The sequence below is a fragment of the Caulobacter sp. 05T431 genome (assembly GCF_056665975.1).
On the sequence record NZ_JBFTKU010000006.1, the window covers coordinates 192854 to 219216 of the forward strand.

Consider the following 26363-nt stretch of genomic DNA (forward strand, 5'->3'; position numbering starts at 1 on the left):
AAACCAATCCTCCGGGCATGGCCCGGACGCTCCGCCGCCTCCCACCCGCCGGGTTCCCCGGTCGGGAACATGCGCTCGCGCGTGTCCCCAGCAGAGGGCAGTGCGCATCTTGGGGACACGCCCAAGGGCATGTCCCCTGCCCCTACGATCCCTGTTGAACACCCCCGCCCCCGGCGCTCATAATCCGGCCATGACCGATCTCGCCCTCGAAGCCTTCGTCCGCGGCCTGCCCAAGGCCGAGCTGCACATGCACATCGAGGGCAGCCTCGAGCCCGAGCTGATGTTCGAGCTGGCCGCGCGCAACGGCGTGACCCTGCCGTTCAAGACGGTGGACGAGATCCGCGCCGCCTACGCCTTCTCCAACCTCCAGGACTTCCTGGACATCTACTACCAGGGCGCGGGCGTGCTGCTGACCAAGGCCGACTTCAAGGACCTGGCCCTGGCCTATTTCCGGCGCCTGGCGGCCGACGGCGGGACCCATGCCGAGATCTTCTTCGACCCCCAGACCCACACCGACCGGGGCGTGGCCTTCGACACCGTGGTGGACGGCCTGGTCGAGGGCATGGAGCAGGCCGAGCGCGAACTGGGCGTCAGCTCCAAGCTGATCCTCTGCTTCCTGCGCCACCTGGACGAGGCTTCGGCGTTCGCGACGCTGGAGCAGGCCAAGCCGCACCTGTCGAAGATCGCCGGCGTGGGTCTGGACAGCTCGGAGGTGGGCCACCCGCCCGCCAAGTTCGCCCGCGTGATGCAGGCCGCCCGGGACCTCGGCCTCAAGGTCGTGGCCCACGCCGGCGAGGAAGGCCCGCCGGCCTATGTCTGGGAGGCGGTGGACATCCTCGACGTCGACCGCATCGACCACGGCAACCGCGCCCTGGAGGACGACTGCCTGACCGCCCGCCTGGTGCAAGACGGCACCACCCTGACGGTCTGCCCGCTGTCGAACCTGAAGCTGTGCGGCGTCAGCGACCTGAAGGAGCATCCGCTGAAGCGCATGCTGAAGCTGGGCCTGAAGGCCACGGTCAATTCCGACGACCCGGCCTATTTCGGGGGGTATCTGCTGGAGAACTACGTCCAGACGGCCGAAGCGGTCGGCCTGACGCGCGACGAGCTGGTGACCCTGGCCAAGAACAGCTTCACGGGCTCGTTCCTGGACGAGGCGGAGAAGGCCAAGCGGGTGGCGCAGGTCGAGGCGTACGCGGCGGCGCATTAGAAACCCTCTCCCAGAGGGAGAGGGAGGGACCCATTGCGCAGCAATGGGAGGGTGAGGGGTTAGGAACGGTGGACGGCGTGCCGGCAGGGCGTCGCGTGAATCGGCGAGGGTGTAACTCCTCATCCTCCCACGCCTGCGGCGCGGGCCCCTCCTTCTCCCTCTGGGAGAAGGTGATTTAGACCAGCGCCTTGCGAACCGCCTCGGCCAGCTCGTCCAGTTCCGTGATCCCCAGGTCCGCATGGAACGGCAGGCTCAGCACCGAGTGGGCCAGGCGGTCGGCCACCGGGGTCTGGTCGCGGATCACCACGCCCGGACCGACCGGGTTGGTCGCATAGCCCATGTCGGCCAGCTTCTCGGCCACGATCGGGGCGACGCCTTCGGACAGGCTGACGACCCAGGCGTCCGACACCCAGCTCATGCCCCAGCCCGGCTGGAAGCCGATCGGCGCGCCCAGCAGCAGCATGCGCAGGCGCTGGGCGGCGGTGGCCAGGCGCAGGCGCTGGCCCGACCAGCCCTCGAGCCCGGCCTCGCCTTCGAAGGCCGGAGCCTCGAGGCGGGCGATGAAAGAGGCGTCCTGGCTGGCGATGAACACGCCCTGGCCGCTGGGCAGGCCGACGACCACGGGGACCGGGGCATCCATGATCACGTCGAAGCCGTCGGTGGCGTCGACCACGATCGGCAGGCCGGTCTCGCGCTGGAAGGCGGCCCAGGCGGTCATGTCCGGGGCCCGGCCGAAGGCGCAGGTGGGGACGATGGCCTCGATCGGCGGCGGGGCCTCGCCGAGGCGCTCGCGCAGGTGGGCCGGATCGAACATCCAGCTGTAGGGGTCGACGTCCACCAGCCAGGCCCGCAGGCCGGCGGCGGCGACCGCCTCCAGGGTGGCGGCGCTGGCCAGGGCGGGGACGATGCAGACGCCGCCGGGGCGGACGCCCGAGGCGACGAGGGCGGCGGTCAGGGCGCAGACGCGGTCGGCGACGGCGCGGACGGCGGTGGGGCGGTCGAAGCGGTCGGCCAGCTTGGCGTCGAGGCCGGGCGTCAGCCCCTGTCGCAGCACCTTCTCGACGGCCGCGAAGTCCACCGGGACGCCGGCGGCCGCGAAAGCGGCTTCGGCCTTGGCCTTCTTGCGCGCTTCCGGCGAGACTTTGGGGAGGGCTTGCATCAGACGTCGCTTCCGAACAGTCCAGCTCTGTCACACGACAGCGCCGTTATGGTTAAGCAAACGTATCGACTGACTCGGGCGCCCCAGATGCGGCGCGCCGTCGCGGCAAAAATGGGGCCGGAATCTTCGACCTAGGCAGAAGCCGTCCAACCGTCCCGGAGTTCACGCTTCAACACCTTGCCAATATGGCTGCGGGGAAGGGATTCGACCAGACGCAGGTCGACCAGCCGCTGGGTCTTGCCCAGGCGGGCGTTGACCCAGGCCCGTAGGCCCTCCGCGTCAATCCGCGCATCAGGCTTGAGCGCCACGAAACCGACCGGCGATTCGCCCCAGGCGTCCGAGGGCACGCCGACCACCGCCGCCTCGACCACCTCGGGGTGCTGGACGATCTCGGCCTCGATGTCGCTGGGATAGATGTTGAAGCCGCCGCTGATGATCATGTCCTTCTTGCGATCCATCAGCGTCAGGAAGCCGTCCTCGTCGAACCGGCCGACGTCGCCCGTGCGGATGAACCGCCAGCCCTCCGGCGAGACCCAGGTCGCCTCGGCGGTCTTGCCCGGCTGGCCGTGATAGCCGTTCATCATGCCGCCCGAGCGGCCGACGATCTCGCCGACCACGCCGGGACCGACCTGGACGCCGTCCTCGTCGATCAGCCGGATGTCGTGGCCGGGGGCGGGCTTGCCGACCGTGTGCAGCTTGTCCGGATGCTCGTGGGCGATCAGGATGCAGGTGCCGCCGCCCTCGGTCATGCCGAAATACTCGACCAGACCGCCGGGCCAGCGCGCCAGGACCTGGGCCTTCAGCTCGGCCGAGAACGGGGCGCTGGTGCAGAACTTCAGGTGGGTCGACGACAGGTCGAAGTCGCCGAAGTCGGGCCGGTCCATCAAGCGGCGGTACTGCACCGGCACCAGCATGGTGTGGGTCATGCGATGGGCCTGGGCCAGCTCCAGATAGCGGCCGGCGTCGAACTTCTTCATCAGCACCACCGTGCCGCCGCCGGCCAGGGTGGGGAAGAAGCAGACCAGGGTCGTGTTCGAATAGAGCGGGGTCGACAGCAGGGTCACCGCCTCGGGGCCGTAGCCGACCGCGTCGCCGCGGAACACGTGCTTCCAGCGCATGCCGTGCGACTGGACGATGCCCTTGGGCGCGCCGGTCGTGCCGCTGGAATAGATGATGTTGAACGGCTCGTCGGGCCCGATCGCCACGGCGGCCGGGACCGCGCCGACGGGGGCCAGCCAGGCGTCGAAGGCCTCGCCGAAGTCCGAGCCGTCGAGCGTGATGTAGCGCACCGCGATGGGAGCGGCCTTCTGGGCCTCGGCGACGCCCGCATCCAGGAAGAACAGCCGCGCCCCGCAGTCGGCGACCATGCCGGCGATGGCCTCGGGCGTCGACGACGGGGCCAACGGCGCGACCGCCACCCCGGCCCGCAGGGCGCCAAGGAAGAGCGCCGCATAAGGGATCGAGGACAGGGCGCAGACGGCGACGGCCTCGCCGGGCTTGATCCCGTCGCGCTGCAGGGCCGCGGCGACACGGTCGGCCAAGGCGTCGAACTGGGCGTAGGTCACCGCCTCGCCGGTCTCCATGACCACGGCCGGGTGGTCGGGATGCTCGGCGGTTCGCAGCCGCAGGATGTCGCCCATCACGCCGTAGTCGGCGGTCATCATGTCGGCGATCGTGGTCATGCGGATTTCCTACTCAGTACGCCAAACGGGGACAGGCACATGTGCCTGTCCCCAGCGGGTCTACGGGACGACGACGGGAGAAGCCCTGGACGCGATCAGGCGTCCTTGAACGCCTTGCCTTCCGCCACCAGCCGCTCCAGCAGGGCCGAGGGCTTGAAGTCGTCGCCCAGCTTGGCCTGGAACTCCTGCATCTTGGCCAGGATCTTATCCAGACCCACCAGCTCGCCCCAGAACATCGGGCCGCCGGTGTAGACGGGCCAGCCGTAGCCGTTGACCCACACCGTATCGATGTCGGACGAGCGGATGGCCTTGCCCTCCTCCAGGATCTTGGCCCCCTCGTTGACCATCGGATACAGGCACCGCTCCAGGATCTCCTGGTCGCTGATCTCGCGGCGCTGGATCTGGCGCTTMTCGGCGAAGTCGAGGATCACCTGCTCGACCTCCTTCGACGGCTTGGCGACGCGGTTCTCGTCGTAATCATAGAAGCCCTTGCCGTTCTTCTGGCCCCGACGGTCCATCTCGCAGAGCACTTCGCGGACGGTGGACGAGCTGGTCTTGGCCGGGTCCCAGCCGATGTCGAGGCCGGCCAGGTCGCTCATGGCGAAGGGGCCCATCGGCAGGCCGAAGTCGTAGAGCACGCGGTCGACGTCCCAGGGCATGGCGCCTTCCAGGATCAGCTTCTGGGCCTCGCGCTGGCGCTGGGCCAGCATGCGGTTGCCGACGAAGCCGTGGCAGTTGCCGACCAGCACCGCGACCTTGCCGATCTTCTTGCCGATCTGCATCGAGGTGGCGATCACCGACTTGTCGGTCTTGGCCCCGCGCACGATCTCGAGCAAGCGCATGACGTTGGCCGGCGAGAAGAAGTGCAGGCCGATCACGCTTTCGGGCCGGCTGGTGCTGGCGGCGATCACGTCGATGTCGAGATAGCTGGTGTTCGAGGCCAGGATCGCGCCGGGCTTGGCGATCTTGTCCAGCTTGCCGAACACCTCCTTCTTGATCTCCATCAGCTCGAACACGGCCTCGATGATCAGGTCGCAGTCGGCCAGGTCCTCCAGGTTCATCGACGGCGTCAGCAGCCCCATGCGCTTCTCGACGTCGTCCTGGGTCAACCGGCCCTTCTTGGCGGTGTTCTCGTAGTTCTTGCGGATCACCCCGACGCCGCGATCCAGGTTCTCCTGCTTGGCCTCGATGATCGTCACCGGGATGCCGGCGTTGAGGAAGTTCATCGAGATGCCGCCGCCCATGGTGCCGGCCCCGATGACGCCCACCTTCTTGACCGGGATCAGCGGCGTGTCGTCCGGCACGTCGGGGATCTTGGCGGCCTGGCGTTCGGCGAAGAACACGTAGCGCTGGGCGGCCGACTGGCTGCCGGTCATCAGCTCCATGAACAACCGGCGCTCTTCCTTCAGCCCCTCGTCGAAGGGCAGGTTCACCGCCGCCTCGATGCACTTGATGTTGTTCTCGGGGGCCATGAAGCCGCGGAACTTCTTGGCGTTGGCCTTGCGGTATTCGCTGAAGATCTCGGGCTTGCCGCGGGCGGCCTCGACCTTCTCGTTCTGGTCGCGAATACGGCGCAGCGGCTTGTCCTCGGCCAGGACCACGCGGGCAAAGGCGATGGCCCCGTCGCGCAGGGCGCCCTCCTCGACGATGGAGTCGAACAGGCCCATGGCCAGGGCGGCCTTGGCCGGCACGTGCTGGCCGGTGGTGACCATCTCCAGCGCCTTCTCGACGCCGACCACGCGCGGCAGGCGCTGGGTGCCGCCCGCGCCGGGCAGCAGGCCGATGTTCACCTCGGGCAGGCCCGCCTTGGCCGAGGGCACGGCGACGCGGTAGTGCGCCACCAGCGCCACCTCCAGCCCGCCGCCCAGCACCGTGCCGTGGATCGCGGCGACCACCGGCTTGGGCGAGTTCTCGATGGTGTTCTGCACCTCCTGCAGCGACGGGCCGGTCATGGCCTTGCCGAACTCGGTGATGTCGGCCCCGGCGATGAAGGTCTTGCCCTCGCAGATCAGCACGATGGCCTTGACCGCGGGGTCGGCGATGGCCGCGTCGAAGGCCTTGGACAGACCCTCCCGCACCGCCGCCGACAGGGCGTTGACCGGCGGCGAGTTGAGCGTGACGACCCCGATGTCGCCTTCGACGGTCAKATCGGTGACGTTGTTGATCGCGGCCATGGCGTGCTCCACCCCTAGGTCTGTGGTTGGCGTTCTTTTGAACGGTTGTTTGAAGCAAACCCTGCACGACCCGGCGACGAAGTCCAGAGGTCCGTAACGGCGCCGCGAATTTAGGCGCCGGCCATTGACGCCGCTCCATTCATACTTGAAATTCGAAAAGTATAAGTTTCAGCCGGAGCCAATCCGTGCGGGCGGGGGGAAGCCGCCGAGGGAAGCGCCCGCAAAGCGAGCGGGAACGCCGATGTGTGCTCCGATTGTCGAGGGCGTACGCGTAAGAGGGCTGGCGTCGGGACGCGACTTGCACACGTCCTATATCTTCGAAGCCGACCATCTTCCGCGCACGTGGCGCGCCGCCTTGGCGTGTCGACTTAGGTGAAGCGCACTCGGCGCGGGAGCCTGCCTCCCGCGCCGCTTTCTTGAGCGATCTAGAGTTTGAGCACGATCTTGCCGAACGGCCCGCGGTCCAGATGGTCCAGGGCCGCGTGCAGGTCGGCGAAGGCGTATTCCTGGGCGATGACCGGCTTGAGCCCGCGCAGGTCGACGAAGCGGACGAAGTCCTCCAGCGCGCGCCGGTGGCCCACCACCAGACCCCGCACGGCCAGCTGCTTGAGCAGCATCGGGAAGACCGTGCCTCTCAGTTCGCTGCCCTCCAGCAGGCCGATCACCGCGATCTGGCCGCGCACGGCGGCGGCCGTGATCGAGCGATCGAAGTTGTCGCCGCCGGCCACCTCCAGGATGTGATCCGCGCCCCGGCCGGCGGTCAGGGCGATCACCTCCTGAGCCCAGTCGGTCTTCAGCCGGTTGACGCCGTGGTCGGCGCCCAGGGCCTGGGCGCGGGTCAGCTTGTCGTCGTCGCCCGAGGTGACGATCACCCGCGCGCCGGCCGCCTTGGCGATCTGCAGGCCGAACAGCGAGACGCCGCCGGTGCCCTGGACCACCACCGTCTGGCCCGGCGCCAGGCGCCCTTCCTCGATCAGGGCGAACCAGGCGGTCAGGCCGGCGATCGGCACGGTCGCGGCCTCGACGTCGGTCAGGCTGGTCGGCGCGGCCGACAGGACGTCCTGCGACAGCAGGACATATTCCGCCGCCACGCCCTGGTAGAAGCCGCCCAGGGTGGGATAGGCCGGCGCCGCCGCCGAGCTGCGCGCCGGGCCGTCGATCCAGTGCGGCACGAAGGTCGAGATCACCCGCGCCTCGACCGCGAACCGCGTCACGCCTGGCCCGACGGCCGCCACCGCACCGGACAGGTCCGAGAGCGGGGTGAAGGGGAACTGCAGGTCCAGGCCCATGCCGCCCTCGACCACCATCTTGTCACGATAGTTCAGCGACAGGGCCGCCACCTTGACCAGCACCTCGCCCGGGCCGGGCGTGGGGATCTCGACCTCGCTCAGCACCAGGCGGTCGCGGCCCAGGCCGTCCATCGTCCACCGCTTCATCAGGTTCGTCATCAGGTCTTCCTCGACATCGCGCCCTTGCCGGGCTGAGAGGAGGTGGACCATATGCACTTCAGAATTCTACGGTGGCGGCCATTTGTCCGATAACTGTAGCGCACACGGAACCAATGGAGAGCCGCCATGAGCGAACGCCTGAGCGGGATCGCGACCTTCGTCGAGGCGGTGGAGGCCGGCGGCTTCGCGCCCGCCGCCCCCCGCTTGGGGCTGACGCGCTCGGCGGTGGGCAAGACCATCGCCCGGCTGGAGGCGCGGCTGGGCGTGCGGCTGTTCCATCGCACCACGCGCAGCCAGAGCCTCACCGAGGACGGCCAGATGTTCTACGAGCGCTGCGTGCGCGCCCTGGCCGAACTGGAGGCGGCGGAGGCGGCGCTGGAGTCCGGCCGGGCCGAGCCGGCCGGCCGCCTGCGAGTCACCGCCCCGGTTATCTTCGGCCGTCATTGCGTCGCCCCGATCCTGCTGGACCTGGTCCGCCGCCACCCGGCCCTGGAGCTGGACCTGTCGTTCAGCGACCGCCCCGCCGACCTGATCGAGGACGGCTTCGACCTGGCCGTCCGCAACGGCGGCCTGCCCGACCGGGCCGGCCTGGTCGGGCGACGGGTGGCCGGGCAGCGGATGACGGTCTGCGCCTCGCCCGCCTATCTGGACCGCCATGGCCGCCCCCAGCGCCTGGAAGACATCGCCGACCACCAGGCCGTGCTCTACGGCCGCGGCGACCGCTCGCGGCGCTGGCTGTTCCCCACGCCCGGCGAGCCGGATCGCGAGGTCACCCCCGCCGCCCGCCTCCGCTTCGACGACCTGGAGGCCATCGCCGAGGCGGCGGCGGCGGGTCTCGGCCTGGCCTGGCTGCCCTGCTGGCTGGTGCGCGAGCCGGTGGCCGCGGGCCGGCTCGAGCGGGTGCTCACCGACCTGCCCGGCCTGGTGTTCGACACCCACCTGATCTGGCCTCAAGCGCCGCACCTGCCGCTGCGGGTGCGGGCGGCGATCGACGCCCTGGCGGCCGAGCTGCCGAAGATGATGCTGAACTAGCCGTTGCTCTCGGTCAGGGCCGCATAGACCAGGGTCCGCAGCTCGCGCCGGATCGGATAGGCCGAGGACGGGATCAGCTGGGTCATGAACACCACGGCCAGGTCCTCGACCGGGTCGATCCAGAAGGCGGTCGAGGCCATGCCGCCCCAGAAGTACTCGCCCAGCGAGCCCAGGTTCCGGGTCCGGGCCTGATCGATGGTCATGGCGAAGCCCAGGCCGAAGCCCAGCCCTTCGAACACCGTCTCGCTGAACAGCGAGCGCGACATCTCGGTCAGCTCCCGGCCGCCCGGCAGGTGGTTCATCGTCATCAGCTTCAGGGTCTTGGGGCTGACGATCCGCGCCCCGTCCAGCTCGCCGCCGTTCAGCAGCATGCGGCAGAACCGCATGTAGTCGTCGGCCGTCGAGACCAGCCCGCCGCCGCCCGACTTCACCGACGGCTCGGACAGATAGTGGCTGGTGGTCGGGTCGTCCTGCAGCACCACCTCGCCCTTCGGATTCAGGGTGTAGCAGGCGGTGAAGCGATGACGCTGGTCGTCGGGCACGAAGAAGCCGGTGTCGACCATCTTCAGCGGCTCGAAGATGCGCTCCTTCAGGAACGCGTCGAACGGCTGGCCCGAGACCGCCTGGACCAGATAGCCCAGCACGTCGGTGGCCACCGAATAGTTCCAGGCCTCGCCCGGCGAGAACTCCAGCGGCAGGGTCGCCAGGGCCTCGACGAAGGCCTCCAGCCCGCCCTCGCTGTCGACCCCGTCCAGCTTCAGCTTACGGTAGGCGGCGTCGACGTTCGAGCGCTGCTGGAAGCCGTAGGTCAAACCGGCGGTATGGCGCAGCAGGTCGACGATCCGCATCGGCTGATCGACCGGCTTGGTCTGGAAGGCGCCCAGTACGCCGGCCTGGAACACGCCCAGCTTCTTCCACGACGGGATGAACCGGTGCACCGGATCGTCCAGCGCGACCTTGCCCTCCTCGACCAGCATCATGAAGGCGATCGAGGTGATCGGCTTGGTCATCGAATAGATGCGGAACAGGCTGTCGGCCTGCAGCGGACGCCCGCGTTCCTTGTCCGCCGAGCCCAGGATCGTGGTGTGCGCCAATTGGCCGCGACGCCACACCTGGACCAAGGCGCAGGGCAGCTTTCCGGGCGCGATGTAGCGATCCTGGATGAAGGCGTCGATGCGCTTCAGTCGGTCCGACGACAGACCCACGGCTTCTGGCGTGCTCAAGACGATATCCCTCCTGCGGCCGCCGCCGGGACGATCGCGGGCGGGCGGCGTGCTTATTGTTGGCGCGATCGAAGGGGCGGTACGTCGAAACCCGCCCTTTACCCGTTCGTGCGCATATCGATTGAAAACTAGGGAACGGGGATGGGCAAGCACTTGCGCGACGAGATCCCCGGCGGCCTCAGTATCGAGCAGGCCGCCGCCGACTGGTTCTTCGAAACCAGCCTCGACATGTTCGTGGTGCTGGAGGACGACGCGATCGTCCGCGTCAATCCGGCCTGGACCACCCTGACCGGCTGGACGCCCGACGAGACCCTGGGCCGGCCGATCCGCGACTTCTTCCACCTGCACGACACCGACACCATCCGCGGCATCGGCGCCACCCTGCGCGCCGAGGGCGAGGCCCGCTCCGAGCACCGCCTGGCCCGCAAGGGCGGCGGCTGGCTGTGGGTCCGCTCACAGTCCAAGCTGCTGCCCGAGGCGTTCGGCCGCGAGGCCCTGCTGATCGTCTTCCAGGACTTCACCGAGGACCGCGCCCGCCGCATCGAGCGCCAGCAATCCGAGCGCGCCAACGAGCTGCTGCGCAACACGGCGGGCGTCTATGTCTGGCGGTTCGACGCGCGCAAGGGCGTCTATATCTTCGAGCAGGACATCCCCACGCCGACCTCGCCCCAGGGCGGGGTGCGGATCATGACGGTCCAGGAGATGACCGCCTCGACCCATCCGGAAGAGCGCCAGGCCGTCTGGGAGGCCTTCAGCCGGACCCTGGCCACGGGCGACCACCACATCCAGACCTACCGCTACCTCGATCCGGCCAGCCAGTCCTGGATCTGGATGCGAGCGGCCTGGCGCGGCGTGCGCGGCTCCAGCGCCAAGGCGTGGGACGTGATCGGCATCAGCCAGGACGTCACCGAACTGGTCGCGACCCGCGACGCCGCCCTCGGCGCCGCCGAGGCCAAGGCCCAGTTCCTGGCCAATATGAGCCACGAGATCCGCACCCCGATGAACGGCGTGCTGGGCGTGATGCACCTGCTCAAGCGCGAGAAGCTGTCGGACGACGGCCGCCGGCTGCTGACCGAGGCCCTGGGCTGCGGCGCCATGCTGTCGGAGCTGCTGAACGACATCATCGACTTCTCCAAGATCGAGGCCGGCAAGCTGGAGCTGAATCCCGAGCCGATCGATCCCGCCGCCCTGCTGCGCAGCGTCGCCGACCTGCTGCGGCCCCAGGCCAAGCAGAAGGGCCTGACCCTGGATGTTGTGGTCGATCCGGGTGTCGGCTGGGTCGGCGCCGATCCCTTGAGGCTGCGCCAGGGCCTGTTCAACCTGTTGGGCAACGCCGTGAAGTTCACCCTGGAGGGCAGTGTCGAGGCGCGCCTGACCACCGCCGGCCCGCCGGGCGCGCGGCGGCTGCGCTTCGAGATCCAGGACACCGGCGTGGGCGTCGACCAGGCCACGGCCGAGGGCCTGTTCCAGCGCTTCAGCCAGGCCGACGGCTCGACCACCCGCCGGTTCGGCGGCGCGGGCCTGGGCCTGGCCATCACCCGGCGGCTGGCCATACTGATGGGCGGCGACGTCGGCTTCACCAGCCCGCCCGGCGGCGGCTCGCTGTTCTGGCTGGAGATCGCCGCCCCGCCCGCCTCCGAGGCCGCCGCCCCGGTCGAGGACGCCGACACCGGTCTGCTGGCCGGCCTGCGCGTGCTGATCGTCGAGGACAACGCCACCAACCGCCTGATCGCCGGCCGACTGCTGGAGGCCATGGGCGCGGTCGTCGAGACCGCCGAGGACGGTTGCCAGGGCCTGGAGGCCGTCGAGCGCGGCGGCCCCGGCTTCGACCTGATCTTCATGGACATCCAGATGCCGGGCATGGACGGCGTCGAGGCCACGCGGCGCATCCGCGCCCTGGGCGGCGAGGCCGGCGCGACCCCGATCGTCGCCATGACCGCCAACGCCCTGGCCCACCAGCAGGCGTCCTATCTGGCCGCCGGCATGGACGGCGCGGTGGCCAAGCCCCTGTCGCCTATCGCCCTTGTCCAGGCGATCGCCGCCGTGCTCGGCCAGGCCGACGGCGAGCGGACCTCCCTGGCGTCCTAGACCTTCGAACCATCGCGCCGCCTCAATCCTGCAACACGGGCGCAAGATTCCGCGCCCACGAAAGCGGCGCCGAAGCGAGTCGCGCGCCTTGTCGTGCGGTCAGGGCTTCCTAAATTGGACCAACGGGTCCAAGGGGGCGCGCCAAGGCCGCGAACAAGGGGGCGACACATGGACGACGGCCGGATCGCGAGCCCCGCCACCGAGCGGTACGCGAAGAAGAAGGAGGCGATCCTCGCCGCCGCGACCGCCATCCTGAACCGCCAGGGCGTCAAGGGCATGACCCTGGCCGACGTGGCGGCCAAGGTCGGGCTGATCACCACCAGCGTCACCTACTACTACCGCAAGAAGGACGATCTGGCGGCCGCCTGCTTCATGCGCGGTCTGGAGCGGTTCGACGCCCTGGTGACCGAGGCGGGCAAGGCGCCGGACGCCCCGGCCCGGCTGCTGAACTTCCTCGACCTCTATCTGGACCTGAACCGCCGGGTGCGCCTGGGCGAGGCCGCGCCCCTGACCAGCTTCACCGAGATGCGGGCCCTGAAGGAGCCGCTGCGCGGTTCGGTGCAGGGCGCGTTMAACGATCTTTTCCGCCGGGTGCGCGGCTTCTTCGAGGGGCCGGAGTTCGACCACCTGGACAAGCGCGACCGCAACGCCCGCACCCACCTGCTGCTGGAGCAGGTGTTCTGGTCGGGCTCGTGGCTGCGCCGCTACGATGTCGACGACTACGGCCGCGTGCGCGAMAAGATGTACGACATCCTGGTCAACGGCCTGGCCCCCAAGGGCTCGACCAACGCCTGGGCGCCGCTGACCCTGCCCGATCCCACGCCGCAGTCGCCCGAGGGCCAGGAATGGCGCGAGACCTTCCTGGTCGCCGCCACCCGGCTGATCAACCAGCGCGGCTATCGCGGCGCCTCGGTCGAGGACATCTCGGCCCAGCTGAACGTCACCAAGGGCTCGTTCTACCACCACCACGAGGACAAGGACGCCCTGGTGGTCGAGTGCTTCGAGCGCACCTTCGCCGTCACCCGCAAGGCCCAGGTCGACGCCCGCGATCTGGCCAAGGACAGCTGGCAGCAACTGTCGTCGGCGACCGCCGCCCTGGTCGCCTACCAGCTGTCGGACCATGGTCCGCTGCTACGCGCCTCGTCGATGGGCGCCCTGCCGATCGAGATCCGCACCGAGATGGCCCAGGGCTACGCCCGCGGCTCCGAACGCTTCGCGGCGATCATCTCGGACGGCGTGGCCGAGGGTTCGGTCCGGGCTGTGGACCCGATGATCGCGGCCCACATGATCAATTCGATGCTCAACGCCGCCGCCTCGCTGGGCATCTGGGTGCCCGGGTTGGAACGCGACGAAGCGGCCAGGCTGTTCGCCCGGCCGCTGCTGACGGGGCTGTTCTCGCGCTAGGCCGCGCCTCGACTTTTCATTGCCGTAATTTCGAGCTCAACTCACGGCCGTGGTCGGACGGGGCGAGCGGTCATGCACAGGCGAGACGCGGTTCAGGGCATTGTCGGCGCGGCCGCGGCCCTGTTTGTCGGAGGGCGCGCCGGCGCCCAGGTCGTCAAGCCGTCCCCGATGGACGGATGGGAACCACCGCCGCCGGTCAGCATCATGACCGTCGGAGGCTGGCGCCCGGCGTACGGGTCGTCCGGAATGGGCGTCACCCTCGTGCACGAACACGTCCTGGCCAATTTCCAGACCTATGCCGAGTGGGCCAAGTCGCCCCTGCCCTATGACCGCGACGAGGTGGTGAAGGTCGTCCTGCCCCGCCTGCTCAGTCTGAAGGCCCTGGGCTGCCAGACCTTCGTCGACGCCACGGCGGCCTATCTGGGTCGCGACCCGACGCTACTGCAGCGCCTGGCGCGTGAGAGCGGCCTCAACATCCTCACCGTCACCGGCAACTACGCCGCCTTCGACAACACCCACCTGCCGCCCTGKGTGTTCACCGACACCCCCGAGGCCCTGGCCGAGCGGTGGGTCCTGGAATGGAAGAACGGGATCGATGGAACCGGTGTCCGGCCGGGCTTCATCAAGCTGGGCTTCAACGGCGGCCCGCTCAGCGAGGTCGAGCGCAAGCTGATCCGCGCCGGCGCCCTGGCCCACAAGCAGACAGGCCTGACGATCGGCGCCCATACGGGTCCGGCCGTGTCGGCCTTCGAGCAACTGGAGGTCCTGGAGAAGGAAGGCGTGCACCCGTCCGCCTGGATCTGGATCCACGCCCAGAACGAGCCGGACGTCACGCGGCACATCGCGGCGGCGCGGCGCGAGGCCTGGGTGGAGTTCGACGGGATCGACGCCAAGTCGATGGACCAGCACGTCGGCCTGGTGACCCGCCTGCGGGACGAAGGTCTTCTGAAACGCGTGCTCATCTCGCAGGACGCGGGTTGGTACAATGTCGGCCAGGCCGGCGGCGGTCAGGCCCGCAGCTATGAGGTGATCTTCACGCACTTCCTGCCGGCGCTTCGGGCCAAGGGCTTCAGCCCGGCGGAGATCGACACGCTGATGGTCGCCAACCCGGCGGAGGCCTTCGCGGTCCGGCAGCGCGGAATGGGCTGATCGAAGGGAGGGGCGGCCTGGACCGCCCCTCCCACCGACGGTTCTAGAACTTCTTCTTGATCCCGAACTTGTAGGTCCGGCCCAGCGGGTCGCCCGTGAACGGGTCGTAGCCGAGGTCCAAGCGGGCGTACGAGGGGTCCTGGTCGAAGACGTTGGTGATCGTCGCCGACAGTGTGGTGTCCCAGGGCAGGAACACCCGATACGAGATGTCGGTCAGGATCTGCTTGTCGATCTTCTTGCCGGCCGCCACCTGCACCGGCGCGCCGGTGGAGTCCTTGTAGGCCCCGGCCGCGAACGGCGCGGTGCGCTGGTCGACGTAGCTGTCGATGTAGTGGACCGTCAGGCGGACGTTGTGCGGCCCCCGGGTCCATTCGCCGAAGGCGTCGCCCTTCCACTGCGGGATCGGCACGGCGATGGTCTGGTAGTTCAGCTGGCCCACGGCGTCGAACGCGGGAGTGACCACCACGCCCTCCACCGTCTGGGCGTCGATCTTGTATTCGGAGATCCAGGTGGCGTTGGCGCCCACGCGCAGGTCGCCGCCGATCATGTCCTCGAAGATGTAATCGGCCGAGAAGTCGACGCCCGAATTCTTGATCGATGGTCCGTTGACATAATAGGTCTTCAGGCGGGCCAGCGACGAGATCGTGCTGCAGCCGGTGGTGAAGGTGAACCGCGCCTGCAGGGCCGCATAGGCCGGGTTTCCGCAGTTGTTGGCCCCCGTCGCCCCGTTCGGATAGAGGGCGTTGACCATCCCGCCCACCGGCTCGGCCACGATCGGCTTGTCGAAGTCGAACTGGAAGTAGTCGATGCTGGCCTTGAAGTTGCCGGCGTTGAACAGGACGCCGGCGTTGAAGGTGTCGGCCTTTTCCGGCTGCAGGTTGGGATTGCCGTAGATGTCGACGGCGCGGAACACGCCCAGGATGCTCTGCAGCGAGGTGACCGACGAGGTGACCAGCTGCGGATCGGGCGGACCACGGAAGGTCGAGCCCGCCGACCCGCGCAGCGCCATCCACGGCGTGGCCTGCCAGCGGATCGCCACCTTGGGATTGAAGGTCGAGCCCGTCGGGCCGCCGTAGTCCTCGTAGCGGGCGGCCAGCTGCATCTGCAGGTCCTCGGTGATCGGCACCGACAGTTCGCCGAAGCCGGCCATGACGTCGCTCTGCTTGTCGGCCGGGGTGTTGACGCCCAGGAACATGAACGGCCCATTGCGGACCGAGCCGGTGCAGGTGGTGACCCCGTAGTCCGGCGTGTTGACGCACGGATTGATCAGGGCGTTGGAGATGTCGTTGTAGTCGGACTTGAAGTAGGTCAGGCGGTACTGCACCCCGGCGGCCCAGGCGATGTCGCCGCCCGGCAGGGTGATGTTGGTCTTGCCGTTCAGCACCGCCTCGCCGACGAACAGGCGCGAGGCCTGCTTGGTGGTCAGCTTCTGGAAGAACCAGCGCGTGACCTCCTCGCTGTTGGCCAGGTTGGCGTTGTAGCCCGCATTGGCCACGCCGGTGATGGCGTTGCCGGGAATGGCGTTGGCGAATGGATTGTAGAACAGGCAGCCATTGACGCCGGGCACGCCCTGGATGCCGGGGGTGACCGGATCGGTGTCGCAGCGCGGGCCGCCCAAGCCGCGCAGGGCCAGCTGGAAGCGGTTGACCAGCGTGTCGTAGCCGGTCCGGATGCCCACCTCCTGCGAATAGGTCAGGGCCAGGTCCCAGCCGATCCCGTTGTCGAACTCGCCCGAGAGGTCGCCCGACACCCGATAGGCGTTGTAGGACCGCGCGCCGATCGAGGGGCCGTAGCCGAAGGCCGGGTTGCCGCCCAGGCCGTAGGGCCGGTTGGCCGCGTTGATCGCCCCGCCCGCCAGCACCGTCGACGGCACCGTGGTCTGGGCCCCGGTCACCAGGCTGGTGGTGACGATGGTGGGGTTGGCGGCCATGAAGGCGATCAGGCCGGGGTTGTTGGCCGGCACGTAGTAGCGCCCGACCAGCGTCGGCGCGACCGCCACCTCGGCGGTCGGCACCGCCAGGGCGGCGTAGGACGGCGAGGTGTTCCAGTCGGGGACGTCGGTGTGGCTGACCAGGGCCTCCATGTGGAACTTGGTCTTGTCCGACAGGTCGGCGTTGATCTCGCCATAGGCCTGGAGGGCGTCCTGCTTCTCGACCAGGTTGTCGAACGGCGTGTAGTGCCAGTAGCAGACCGGCGTCAGGCCGCTGAAGCCGGCATAGCCGCCCAGCGACGAGCAGCTGGGATCGCGGAAGCCCGTCGTCGAGGCCGCGGCCGGGATGAAGGTCGAGGGGTTGCCCGCCGCCGACCAGCCCGCCTCGGGATTGTCCAGATACGGCTTGTTGGCCCAGTCGCGGTCGGCGACCGTCAGCTTCGAGCGATGCTGCCAGCCGATGGCGGCCAGCAGGTTGGCGCCGTCCCAGACCTTGCCGTAGGTGACGTTCAGGCCGTAGTCGCCCTTCGACCCGTCGATGAACCGGTAGTCGGCGCCGGCCTCCAGGCCGTTGAAGTTCTTCTTGGTGATGAAGTTGACGACGCCGGCGATGGCGTCCGAGCCGTAGGTCGCCGCGGCCCCGTCCTTCAGCACCTCGATCCGGCCGATGGCGGCGCCGGGGATGATGTTGGTGTCGACGATGCCCGCCCCGGCCGCGGCCAGCGGGTTGATCGCCAGGCGCCGGCCGTTCAGCAGCACCAGGGTGCGCTGCGAGCCCAGGCCCCGCAGGTTGACCGAGCCCGAGCCTTCCGAGCCCTGGGCCCGGGCGTCGAACTGGTTGGTGTCGCCCAGCACGCCGTTCGAGACCGGCAGGGCCTTGAGCATCTCCACCGTCGAGGGCGAGCCCTGCTTTTGCAGGTCCTCGACGCCGATTACGTCGACCGGCAGCGAGGCGTCCTCGGGCGTGCCCTTGATGAACGAACCGGTGACGATGACCTCTTCCACCATGGTGGGCCCCTGGTCGCCCGGCGGTCTGGTCTGGGCGTGGGCGGCGCCTGTCGCGGCGCAAAGGACAAGTGTCAGGGCCGAGGCCCCGCGCAGGAACATCGCTTTCTTCATGGTCTTCCCTCCCGAGCTGCTTTTTTTGGACGCAGGTCTTTTGGGCTTCGGGAAACCTAGTCGGCGGCGCGCCTCGCGCGTCGTCCGGCGCTCGCGGCGGCCTTCGCCCCCACGCTGTCGCAAGGACGCGTTTCGAAAATTGAAGATGCGTGTTCGCGCGCCGACAACTCTGGGATCCCCCTAAGCCGGGTACTGGAAACGCTTGACTGAAAGCCCGCGATTCCGCGCGGGCGGAAGCTCGACCGTGAAGTCGAACATCTGTTTCGATGATGCGGTATGTTTTGACGCCGCGTCAACCGCGCATCACCGCCGCCCGTTCGAACGCACGGTGCGCGGCGCGCCGGAACCGGCCGGCGAAATAATCGCCGCGCCGTGTCGCAAAGCTGCGCCTTCGTTCGTCATCTACAGGAAGAGCCCATGCGCGACCGCCAGGCAGGCGCCGCGCGCAACCCAGCGCCGGCAGGAGAAAAAGCGATGACGCACCGCCCTTCCATCCCGCCGCCCTCGTCCCCAATTGAACGAACGATGGTCGTTCGCGTTAGTCCCGCGCTCGGCCTCTTGGGGATCTGGCGATGACTGTCCTGCCGGCCGAACGAGCGGCGAGCGCATTTTGGCCGTCCATATCGCTAAGCGATTTGACTATTAAATCACTTAACAATAAGGGTCGCGTCCATGACGACAGGCGATCCCAATTCGACGAAAGGCGTGTGGCGCAGCGCGCACACGCCCCGCGATCCGATCGGTCAGCGCCTGAAGACCATTTCGATGCTGACGCGCCAGATCGGCCGCAAGATCGGCGAGAGCCTGGGCGTCAACGTCACCGACATGGCCGCCCTGGAGCAGCTGCTGAACAACGGCCCGATGACGCCCGGCCAGCTGGCCCAGCATCTGAAGGTGACGACCGCCGCCGCCACCCAGATCGTCGACCGCCTGGAGCGGGCCGGCCACGTCGCCCGGGAACGGCGGGCCCACGACCGGCGCAAGGTCTGCATCGTGCCCGTGGAGGCCTCGGTCGAAAGGGCCTTCGCCCAGCTGGCGCCGATGCTGGACGGCCTGGACGGCGTCATCGCCGGCCTCTCCCCCTCGGAGCGCCAGGTCATCGAGCGCTTCCTGGACCAGGTCGCTGACGTCTATGGCGCCATCGCCACGCCGTCGGCTTCCGATCCCCCTTGTTGAAATCACGACGACCGCCCTCCCCCTTCGGTCGCGCCTGCAGGTGAGTGTTGATGAGTGAAATCATGATCGGAGAGCGCCAGCGCCCTCGGCCATTCCGATCCGGAGCCTCGCTTCTGGCGCTGAGCCTGGCGGGATTGGCCCTGGCCGGCTGCGTGAACACCCCGCGCCCGACGCCCGACACCCGCCTGCCGGCCGCCTACGAGGCGCCCGCCGGCACGGCCCAGGCGGACCTGGACCACTGGTGGACCAGCTTCAACGATCCGCAGCTGACCGGCCTGATCGAGACGGCGCTGGAGAAGGCGCCCGACGCCCGCACCGCCGCCGCGCGGCTGGACGAGGCCCGCGCCGTTCGCAAGGGCCAGGTGCGCCAGATCTGGATCCCCGGCACGCCGCTGACCGGCAGCGCCAGCAAGACCCACACCGAGATCCTGGACAGCAGCGGCGCGGCCGGCTTCACCCAGGGCGGCGACAGCGAGAGCTACGCGGCCAATTTCGACGTGTCGTGGGAGCTGGACCTGTTCGGCCGCAAGCGCGCCGGCATGCGCATCGTCGACAACGACTTCGCCGCCGCCCGCTTCGCCTATGAAGGCGCCCGCGCCTCGCTGGCGGCCAATGTCGCCCAGTCCTACTTCCAGGCGCGCGGCCTGGCCGTCCAGCTGGACGACGCCCGCCAGACCGAGCGCATCAACACCTCGCTGCGCGACTTCGCGGTCAAGAAGGCCAACGCCGGCCTGATCGCCACCTCGGAAGCCGACCGCGCCGAGTCCGACCTGGCCTCGACCCAGGCCCGGGTCTCCAACCTTGAAGGCCAGCTGGACGCGGCGCGACGCAGCCTGCTGATCCTGATCGGGCGCGGAACCGACCCGCTGGCCAGCCTGCCGGTGGACGCCCGCCTGGACCTGGCCCCGCCGGTCCCCGCCACGATCCCCGGCGAGCTCCTGGGTCGCCGTCCCGACGTGCGGGAGGCCCAGGCCCGTCTGGCCTCGGCCTCCGGCACGCTGAAGATCGACGAACTGGCCCTGCTGCCCACCTTCAACATCACCCCGGGTGTGGGGCTGACCAAGAGCGTCCAGCCCTCGTTCCCGTTCGCGGGCGGCGGCGGCGGGGGCAAGACCTCGACCACCAGCTCGGCCTGGACCATCGGGGCCAACGTCTCGATCCCGGTGCTGAACATCCCCGCCCTGCTGGCCGACATCGACGCCCAGGACGCCCGCACCCAGCAGGCGGCGATCGCCTTCGAGAAGTCCATCCAGACCGCCTATGGCGAGGCCGAGAACGCCATGCTGCAGCTGGCCGCCGACCAGCGCCGCGTCGCGGTGCTGACGGCCGGCGAGGCTCGGGCCGAGCGGGCCTACAACGCCAACCGCAAGGGCTACGCCCTGGGCCTGATCGACCTGACCACCACCCTGCAGGCCGAGCAGTCCTGGCGCCTGTCGCGCACCGCCCTGACCGACGCGCGCACCGACGCCCTGCTGCACGCCGTCCAGACCTACAAGGCCCTTGGCGGCGGCTGGACGCCCGACGCCGTCGTGGCCGCCCAAAACACCACCCCGACCCAAGTCTCCTCGAAATGAGCTCCTCCCCCATGACGACCCGCACCGCGCTCGCCGCCATGATCCTGATCGCCGCGACGGGCCTGACCGCCTGCGGCGAGAAGAAGGACAAAGCCGCTCCGAAAGCTCCCGCCGCCGCGGCCCGCGCCGTCAGCGTCGGCTMGGTCGAGACCCGGCCACTGGGCGGTGGAGTCGAGGCCTCAGGCCTGTTGGTTTCGCGCGAGGAGGCCGCCGTCGGCTCCGAGCTCAGCGGCTATCGCGTCGCCCGCCTCTACGCCGACGAGGGCGACTATGTCCGCGCCGGCCAGCCCMTGGCCCAGCTGGACGACACCCTGCTGCGCGCCCAGGTGGACCAGCAGGCCGCGGTGACCGCCCAGGCCGACGCCGAGGCCCGCCGCGTCGCGGGCCTGGACGGCCAGGGCGTGCTCAGCCAGGAGCAGATCGAGACCCGCCGCTACCAGGCCAAGGCCCAGGAAGCGGCCCTGAAGGAACTGCGCACCCGCGTCTCGCGCATGACCATCACCGCGCCCGTCAGCGGCCTGGTCCTGCAGCGCGGGGTGCAGCCGGGCCAGATCGCCGGCGGCGGGACCACGCCCTGGTTCACCATCGCCCGCGACGGCCTGGTCGAACTCGACGCCGAGGTCAACGAGGCCGACCTGGCCGGCATCCGCGCCGGACAGCCGGTGCAGGTCAGCCTGCCCAGCGGCCAGGCCGTGTCGGGCGTCGTGCGCCTGGTCAGCCCCCGGGTCGACAGCGGCAGCCGCCTGGGCAAGGTGCGCGTGCGCCTGCCCGTCCGGCCCGACCTGCGCCCCGGCGGCTTCGGCCGCGCCACCTTCGGCGCCTCGGGCGCGTCGGTGACCGCCGTTCCTGAATCCGCCATCCGCTACGAGGCCGACGGCCTGTACGTCATGACGGTCGACAGCAACAACAAGGCCCATCAGGTCGCCATCAAGGTCGGCCAGAAGGGCGGCGGCTGGGCCCAGCTGGTCCAGGGCCCGCCGGCCGGGACCCGCATCGTGCTGGGCGGCGCGTCGTTCGTCACCGACGGCGACGTGATCCGTCCCGCGGCCACCACTCAGCAGGCGGCGCGCTGATGGCCGACCAACACAAGACAGGCGAGCTTCGCRTCTCCGCCTGGGCGATCAAGAACCCGATCCCCGTCGCGGTCCTGTTCATCGCCCTGATCATCGCTGGCGTCGGCTGCTATCTGGGCCTGCCCATCAAGCAGTTCCCGAACGTCGAGTTCCCGGCCGTGACCGTGACGGTCACCCAGAGCGGCGCCGCGCCCGGCGAGATGGAGACCCAGGTCACCCGCCCGATCGAGGACGCGGTGGCCAGCATCTCCAACGTCAAGACCATCAGGTCTTCCGTGGTCCAGGGCGCCTCGACCACGACGATCGAGTTCAACCTCGGCGAGGACCTGCAGAAGGTCACCGACGAGGTGCGCTCCAAGGTCGACCAGACCCGCTCGCTCCTGCCGCGCGAGGTGGACGAGCCGATCGTCCAGCGCCTGGAGATCACCAGCGCCCCGATCATCACCTACGCCGTCTCGGCGCCGAACATGAGCGCGCCCGAGCTGTCGTGGTTMATCGACGACACCGTCACCCGCGCCCTGCAGGGCGAAAAGGGCGTGGCCCAGGTGGCCCGGGTCGGCGGCGTGGATCGCGAGATCAACGTCATCATCGATCCCGACCGAATGGCCAGCTTCGGCGTCACCGCGCCCCAGCTGAACCAGGCCCTGGCCAGCTTCAGCGTCGACGCCCCTGGCGGCCGCGCCAAGATCGGCGGCCGCGAGCAGACCCTGCGCGTGCTGGGCGYGGCCACCACGGTCGAGCAGCTGCGCGCCATCACCATCCCGGTGGCCGGCGGCCGCTACGTGAAGCTGACCGACGTGGCCCAGGTGGGCCAGGGCTCGGAAGAGGAGCGCGGCTTCGCCCGCCTCGACGGCAAGCCCGTCGTCGCCTTCCAGGTGATGAAGACCCGCGACTCCAGCGACGTGGCCGTCGAGGATCGCGTGAAGAAGGCCGTGGACGCGCTGGAGGCCAAGCAGCCGGGCGTGACGTTCGTGAAGATCTTCTCGACCGTCGACGAGACCCGCGCCAGCTTCGCGGCCACCGAGCACACCCTGCTGGAAGGCATGCTGCTGGCCTCGCTGGTGGTGTTCCTGTTCCTGCGCGAATGGCGGGCCACCCTGATCACCGCCATCGCCATGCCGGTGTCGCTGATCCCCACCTTCGCCTTCATGTCGATCATGGGCTTCTCGCTCAACGTCGTGACCCTGCTGGCCCTGACCCTGGTCATCGGCATCCTGGTCGACGACGCCGTGGTCGAGATCGAGAACATCGAAAAACGCGTCGCGCGCGGCCAGAGACCGTTCCAGGCGGCGATGGAGGGGGCCGACGCCATCGGCCTGGCGGTCGTGGCCACCACCTTCACCATCGTGGCGGTGTTCGTGCCCGTCTCGTACATGCCCGGCACGCCCGGCCAGTTCTTCAAGGAGTTCGGCCTGACCGTCGCGGTGGCCGTGCTGTTCTCGCTGGTGGTCGCCCGCCTGCTGACGCCGCTGCTGGCCGCCTACTTCCTCAAGCCGTCGAAGGACCCGCACCCGCGGCGCGAGTTCACGGGCTTCTATCGCGGGCTCCTCGATTGGTCGCTGGATCACCGCTTCCTCAGCATCCTGATCGGCACGGTGATCCTGATCGGCTCGTTCGCCCTGGTGAAGTTCATCCCCACGGCCTTCCAGCCGGCCGGCAACGCCAACTACTACTATCTGAAGGTCCAGGGTCCGCCCGGGGCGACCACGGCCGACATGGAGCGCACCGTCCAGGCGGTGACCACCATGTTCCGCAAGCGTCCCGAGACCGCCCACGTCTTCGCCCAGGTCGGGTCGAACATCGGCAGCGGCTGGGGCGGGCAGAGCGGGGCCGACATCCGCGACGCCACGGTGACCATCGTGCTGAACGGCAAGCGCGACCTGACGGTGACGGAGATCAAGCAGGTGGTCCGCAACGGCCTGCACGACATCCCCGACGCCCGGGTCAACCTGCTGGGCGACTGGGGCACCTCGGAAGTCCAGACCATCCTGATCTCCGACGACGGCCCGCTGCTGGAGCGCACCGCCGCCCAGATCGAGCGCGAGATGCAGGGCCTGGCCACGGTGGCCGATCCGCGCCCCTCCTCGCCGCCCAGCGGTCCGGAGATCGTCATCCGGCCCAAGCCCGACGAGGCCGCCCGCCTGGGCGTCAGCGCCGCCGACATCGCCGCCATCGCCCGCGTGGCCACGGTGGGCGACATCGACGCCAACGTCGCCAAGATGACCCAGGGCGAGCGGCGGATCCCGATCCGCGTGCGCCTGCCGGCAGAAACCCGCGCCGACCTCGACGCCCTGGGCGCCCTGCGCATCCCCACGGCCAGCGGCGGCACGACCCGGCTCGACACCGTGGCCGACCTGTCGTTCCAGGCCGGTCCGGCCAAGATCGACCGCTTCGCCCGCAAGCGTCAGGTGACCATCGAGGCCGACCTGGCCAACGGCGCCCAGCTGGGCCAGGCGATGGCCGACGTGGGCAAGCTGCCGACGATGAAGCACCTGCCGCCCAGCGTCGGCCCCGCCACGGCCGGCGACCAGGAGGCGTTCGTCGAGCTGTTCACCGGCTTCGCCATCGCCCTGCTCTCGGCGGTCGGCCTGGTGTTCGGCGTGCTGATCCTGCTGTTCCGCAGCTTCTTCAAGCCGATCACCATCCTGTCGGCCCTGCCCCTGGCGATCGGCGGCGCGTTCTTCGCCCTGCTGGTCACCGGCCAGTCGCTGTCGATGCCGTCGCTGATCGGCTTCCTGATGCTGATGGGCCTGGCGGCGAAGAACTCGATCCTGCTGGTCGAGTACGCGATCGAGCAGGAGCGGGCCGGCATGAGCCAGCGCGAGGCCATCCTCGACGCCTGTCACGAGCGGGCGCGGCCGATCATCATGACCACCCTGGCCATGATGGCCGGCATGCTGCCGACGGCCCTGGGCATCGGCACCGGCTCGGAGTTCCGCCAGCCGATGGCCGTGGCGGTGATCGGCGGGCTGATCACCTCGACCGTGCTGTCGCTGGTGCTGGTGCCGGTGGTCTACGAGATCGTCGACGACATCGAGCGCTGGCTGACCCCCAAGCTGTCGCGCATGACCACCCCGCGCGAGGCCGAGGGAACGCTGTCGCCGGTCGACCGCCTGTAAGTGGATCCTGTGGCCGTCCGCCCTTTCGTGGTGGGCGGCCACGTGGCGCCCTAGCGCTTGCTGTCGTCCAGCAGCGAGCCCACCACCGGGGCGTCCGGGGCCTTGGCGCTGATCGGCTCGCACCAGGGGAAGCGGTTGTCGCGCCCGGTGCTGCGCCGGCTGGCCAGGCCGCTCTCGAACATCAGCTGACCCAGGTCCACGCCGTCCAGCTGGACGACGGCCAGTTCGCGATGGAACTCGTCGAAGCCGCCGGTCGGCTGGACGGTCACGTCGCGCGCCTCGCGCATGCGCTGGCGCATCCACAGGGTCGCCTGCTTGGCGGCGGCCGCCTCGGCCCAGCATCGGGCGTCGGGTATGCCCTGAGGCGCGTAGGCGTTGGCCAGGCGCACATGCTTGCCGTCGATCACCAGCGCGTCGGCGCTGAGCACCCGCACGCGGTCGCCCAGGCCGGGCGGCGGCGTGATGCTCGCCGGCGGATCGGGCGTCTTCTGGCAGGCGGCCAGGCCGACCGCGAGCGACAGGACGATAAGGCTGGTTCGGATCAAGTGCTCACCCCGATGAGGGCGCCAGGATAACGCGTTCTCGCAAGGGCGGGAACCGGTCGAAGGCGCGGAGGCTCCTCGATGGATCCCTTCTCCCCTTGCGGGAGAGGGGTTTGGACATAGCAAAAGGCCCCGGAGATCGCTCTCCGGGGCCTTCGCTTGTCTAGCCGAAGCTAGATCGATCGAGGATTACTCGACGATCTTGGCCACGACGCCGGCGCCGACGGTGCGGCCGCCTTCACGGATGGCGAAGCGCAGCTTCTCTTCCATGGCGATCGGGGTGATCAGCTCGACGTCCAGCTCGGCGTTGTCGCCCGGCATGATCATTTCCTTCGGCCACGAACTTGGTGTGCGGGGTGATCGAACCCGGCTTGCACAGCACCTGGCCGCGCTCGACGTCTTCGCGCTTGGTGCCGCGCAGCAGCACGCCCACGTTGTCGCCGGCTTGACCTTGGTCCAGCAGCTTGCGGAACATTTCCACGCCCGTGCAGGTCGTCTTCTGGACCGGACGGATGCCGACGATCTCGACTTCCTCACCGACCTTGACGATGCCGCGCTCGACGCGRCCSGTSACSACSGTGCCGCGGCCCGAGATCGAGAACACGTCTTCCACCGGCATCAGGAACGGCAGGTCGATCGGACGATCGGGCTGCGGGATGTAGGCGTCGACCGTGGTCATCAGTTCCAGGATCGACTGCTCGCCGATGATCGGGTCGCCGCCGTCGATCGCCACCTTGGCCGAACCCTTGGTGATCGGGATGTCGTCGCCCGGGAAGTCGTACGACGAAAGCAGCTCGCGCACTTCCATCTCGACCAGTTCCAGCAGCTCGGCGTCGTCGACCAGGTCGACCTTGTTCATGTACACGACCAGGGCCGGCACRCCGACCTGACGGGCCAGCAGGATGTGCTCGCGGGTCTGCGGCATCGGGCCGTCAGCGGCCGAAACCACCAGGATCGCGCCGTCCATCTGCGCCGCGCCCGTGATCATGTTCTTCACGTAGTCGGCGTGGCCGGGGCAGTCGACGTGGGCGTAGTGACGGTTGGCCGTCTCATATTCCACGTGCGCGGTGTTGATCGTGATGCCGCGGGCCTTYTCTTCCGGCGCCGCGTCGATGTCGGCGTAGTTCTTGGCCGTCGCGCCGCCCGACTTGGCCAGCGTGATGGTGATCGCCGCCGTCAGCGTCGTCTTGCCGTGGTCAACGTGACCGATCGTGCCGATGTTGCAGTGCGGCTTAGTGCGTTCGAACTTTTCCTTGGCCAT

At 69.2% G+C, this 26363-nt stretch carries 17 protein-coding genes and 1 pseudogene; 10 read left to right on the plus strand and 8 right to left on the minus strand.

Annotated features, from left to right (window positions below):
- Window positions 1-190 precede the first annotated feature (190 nt).
- Window positions 191-1210, plus strand: coding sequence for an adenosine deaminase (locus AC1U89_RS08310; RefSeq protein WP_479899241.1), 1020 nt, complete (start codon window positions 191-193; stop codon window positions 1208-1210).
- 175 nt (window positions 1211-1385) lie between these two features.
- Here AC1U89_RS08310 and AC1U89_RS08315 read toward each other — a convergent pair whose 3' ends face one another.
- The 4 genes from AC1U89_RS08315 to AC1U89_RS08330 form a co-directional block, all read right to left on the minus strand.
- Window positions 1386-2369 carry a DegT/DnrJ/EryC1/StrS family aminotransferase gene (locus tag AC1U89_RS08315; protein WP_479899242.1) on the minus strand — a complete coding sequence of 328 codons (984 nt, stop codon included), beginning with the start codon at window positions 2367-2369 and terminating at the stop codon, window positions 1386-1388.
- A 131-nt stretch (window positions 2370-2500) separates the two neighbouring features.
- Window positions 2501-4051 (minus strand): class I adenylate-forming enzyme family protein, encoded by a 1551-nt coding sequence (locus AC1U89_RS08320; RefSeq protein ID WP_479899243.1) that lies wholly within the window; start codon window positions 4049-4051, stop codon window positions 2501-2503.
- A gap of 95 nt (window positions 4052-4146) precedes the next feature.
- Window positions 4147-6237: a 3-hydroxyacyl-CoA dehydrogenase NAD-binding domain-containing protein gene (locus tag AC1U89_RS08325; protein WP_479899244.1), complete on the minus strand. Its 2091-nt coding sequence runs from the start codon at window positions 6235-6237 to the stop codon at window positions 4147-4149.
- A 413-nt stretch (window positions 6238-6650) separates the two neighbouring features.
- Window positions 6651-7673: a zinc-dependent alcohol dehydrogenase family protein gene (locus tag AC1U89_RS08330; protein WP_479899245.1), complete on the minus strand. Its 1023-nt coding sequence runs from the start codon at window positions 7671-7673 to the stop codon at window positions 6651-6653.
- 126 nt (window positions 7674-7799) lie between these two features.
- Between AC1U89_RS08330 and AC1U89_RS08335 the strand changes: the two genes are divergently transcribed.
- Window positions 7800-8705 (plus strand): LysR family transcriptional regulator, encoded by a 906-nt coding sequence (locus AC1U89_RS08335; protein ID WP_479899246.1) that lies wholly within the window; start codon window positions 7800-7802, stop codon window positions 8703-8705.
- Here AC1U89_RS08335 and AC1U89_RS08340 read toward each other — a convergent pair.
- Window positions 8702-9928 carry a serine hydrolase domain-containing protein gene (locus tag AC1U89_RS08340; protein ID WP_479899247.1) on the minus strand — a complete coding sequence of 409 codons (1227 nt, stop codon included), beginning with the start codon at window positions 9926-9928 and terminating at the stop codon, window positions 8702-8704. The genes AC1U89_RS08335 and AC1U89_RS08340 overlap by 4 nt on opposite strands.
- A gap of 141 nt (window positions 9929-10069) precedes the next feature.
- On the opposite strand from AC1U89_RS08340, the gene AC1U89_RS08345 reads away from it, so the two are divergent.
- The 3 genes from AC1U89_RS08345 to AC1U89_RS08355 all read left to right on the plus strand — a co-directional run bounded on the left by AC1U89_RS08345 (window position 10070) and on the right by AC1U89_RS08355 (window position 14569).
- Window positions 10070-12016, plus strand: a complete 1947-nt coding sequence (locus AC1U89_RS08345; RefSeq protein WP_479899248.1) for a response regulator — start codon at window positions 10070-10072, stop codon at window positions 12014-12016.
- Window positions 12017-12184: 168 nt separating this feature from the next.
- The gene (locus AC1U89_RS08350; RefSeq protein ID WP_479899249.1) at window positions 12185-13420 is read left to right on the plus strand and encodes a TetR/AcrR family transcriptional regulator; all 1236 of its coding nucleotides are present in this window, start codon (window positions 12185-12187) and stop codon (window positions 13418-13420) included.
- Window positions 13421-13666: 246 nt separating this feature from the next.
- Complete coding sequence (locus tag AC1U89_RS08355; protein ID WP_479899250.1) at window positions 13667-14569, plus strand: phosphotriesterase family protein; 903 nt, start codon at window positions 13667-13669, stop codon at window positions 14567-14569.
- Between the two features lie 43 nt (window positions 14570-14612).
- Here AC1U89_RS08355 and AC1U89_RS08360 read toward each other — a convergent pair whose 3' ends face one another.
- Entirely contained in the window at window positions 14613-17618 is a 3006-nt protein-coding gene (locus tag AC1U89_RS08360; protein ID WP_479899251.1) for a TonB-dependent receptor, read from the minus strand.
- Between the two features lie 244 nt (window positions 17619-17862).
- Here AC1U89_RS08360 and AC1U89_RS08365 point away from each other — a divergent pair, with 244 nt between their 5' ends.
- The 5 genes from AC1U89_RS08365 (at window position 17863) to AC1U89_RS08385 (ending at window position 24560) form a co-directional block, all read left to right on the plus strand.
- Window positions 17863-18096 carry a hypothetical protein gene (locus AC1U89_RS08365; protein ID WP_479899252.1) on the plus strand — a complete coding sequence of 78 codons (234 nt, stop codon included), beginning with the start codon at window positions 17863-17865 and terminating at the stop codon, window positions 18094-18096.
- Between the two features lie 194 nt (window positions 18097-18290).
- Window positions 18291-18794 (plus strand): MarR family winged helix-turn-helix transcriptional regulator, encoded by a 504-nt coding sequence (locus AC1U89_RS08370; RefSeq protein ID WP_479899253.1) that lies wholly within the window; start codon window positions 18291-18293, stop codon window positions 18792-18794.
- Between the two features lie 62 nt (window positions 18795-18856).
- Window positions 18857-20368, plus strand: coding sequence for an efflux transporter outer membrane subunit (locus AC1U89_RS08375; RefSeq protein WP_479899254.1), 1512 nt, complete (start codon window positions 18857-18859; stop codon window positions 20366-20368).
- On the plus strand, window positions 20365-21441 hold the full coding sequence (locus tag AC1U89_RS08380; RefSeq protein ID WP_479899255.1) for an efflux RND transporter periplasmic adaptor subunit: 1077 nt from the start codon (window positions 20365-20367) through the stop codon (window positions 21439-21441). Before AC1U89_RS08375 ends, AC1U89_RS08380 begins: the two co-directional genes overlap by 4 nt.
- Entirely contained in the window at window positions 21441-24560 is a 3120-nt protein-coding gene (locus AC1U89_RS08385; protein WP_479899256.1) for an efflux RND transporter permease subunit, read from the plus strand. Before AC1U89_RS08380 ends, AC1U89_RS08385 begins: the two co-directional genes overlap by 1 nt.
- 50 nt (window positions 24561-24610) lie before the next feature.
- On the opposite strand, the gene AC1U89_RS08390 is transcribed toward AC1U89_RS08385, so the two are convergent.
- Together AC1U89_RS08390 and tuf are read right to left on the minus strand one after the other, a co-directional pair.
- Window positions 24611-25105, minus strand: coding sequence for a thermonuclease family protein (locus AC1U89_RS08390; RefSeq protein WP_479899257.1), 495 nt, complete (start codon window positions 25103-25105; stop codon window positions 24611-24613).
- Between the two features lie 186 nt (window positions 25106-25291).
- A pseudogene (tuf, locus tag AC1U89_RS08395) lies at window positions 25292-26363 on the minus strand (elongation factor Tu).

Excerpts from the sequence above, each read along its gene's own strand:
- AC1U89_RS08310 (WP_479899241.1), top strand. The coding sequence starts at position 191 with ATGACCGATCTCGCCCTCGAAGCCTTCGTCCGCGGCCTGCCCAAGGCC.
- AC1U89_RS08315 (WP_479899242.1), bottom strand. The coding sequence starts at position 2,369 with ATGCAAGCCCTCCCCAAAGTCTCGCCGGAAGCGCGCAAGAAGGCCAAG.
- AC1U89_RS08320 (WP_479899243.1), bottom strand. The coding sequence starts at position 4,051 with ATGACCACGATCGCCGACATGATGACCGCCGACTACGGCGTGATGGGC.
- AC1U89_RS08330 (WP_479899245.1), bottom strand. The coding sequence starts at position 7,673 with ATGACGAACCTGATGAAGCGGTGGACGATGGACGGCCTGGGCCGCGAC.
- AC1U89_RS08335 (WP_479899246.1), top strand. The coding sequence starts at position 7,800 with ATGAGCGAACGCCTGAGCGGGATCGCGACCTTCGTCGAGGCGGTGGAG.
- AC1U89_RS08345 (WP_479899248.1), top strand. The coding sequence starts at position 10,070 with ATGGGCAAGCACTTGCGCGACGAGATCCCCGGCGGCCTCAGTATCGAG.
- AC1U89_RS08360 (WP_479899251.1), bottom strand. The coding sequence starts at position 17,618 with ATGAAGAAAGCGATGTTCCTGCGCGGGGCCTCGGCCCTGACACTTGTC.
- AC1U89_RS08370 (WP_479899253.1), top strand. The coding sequence starts at position 18,291 with ATGACGACAGGCGATCCCAATTCGACGAAAGGCGTGTGGCGCAGCGCG.
- AC1U89_RS08375 (WP_479899254.1), top strand. The coding sequence starts at position 18,857 with ATGATCGGAGAGCGCCAGCGCCCTCGGCCATTCCGATCCGGAGCCTCG.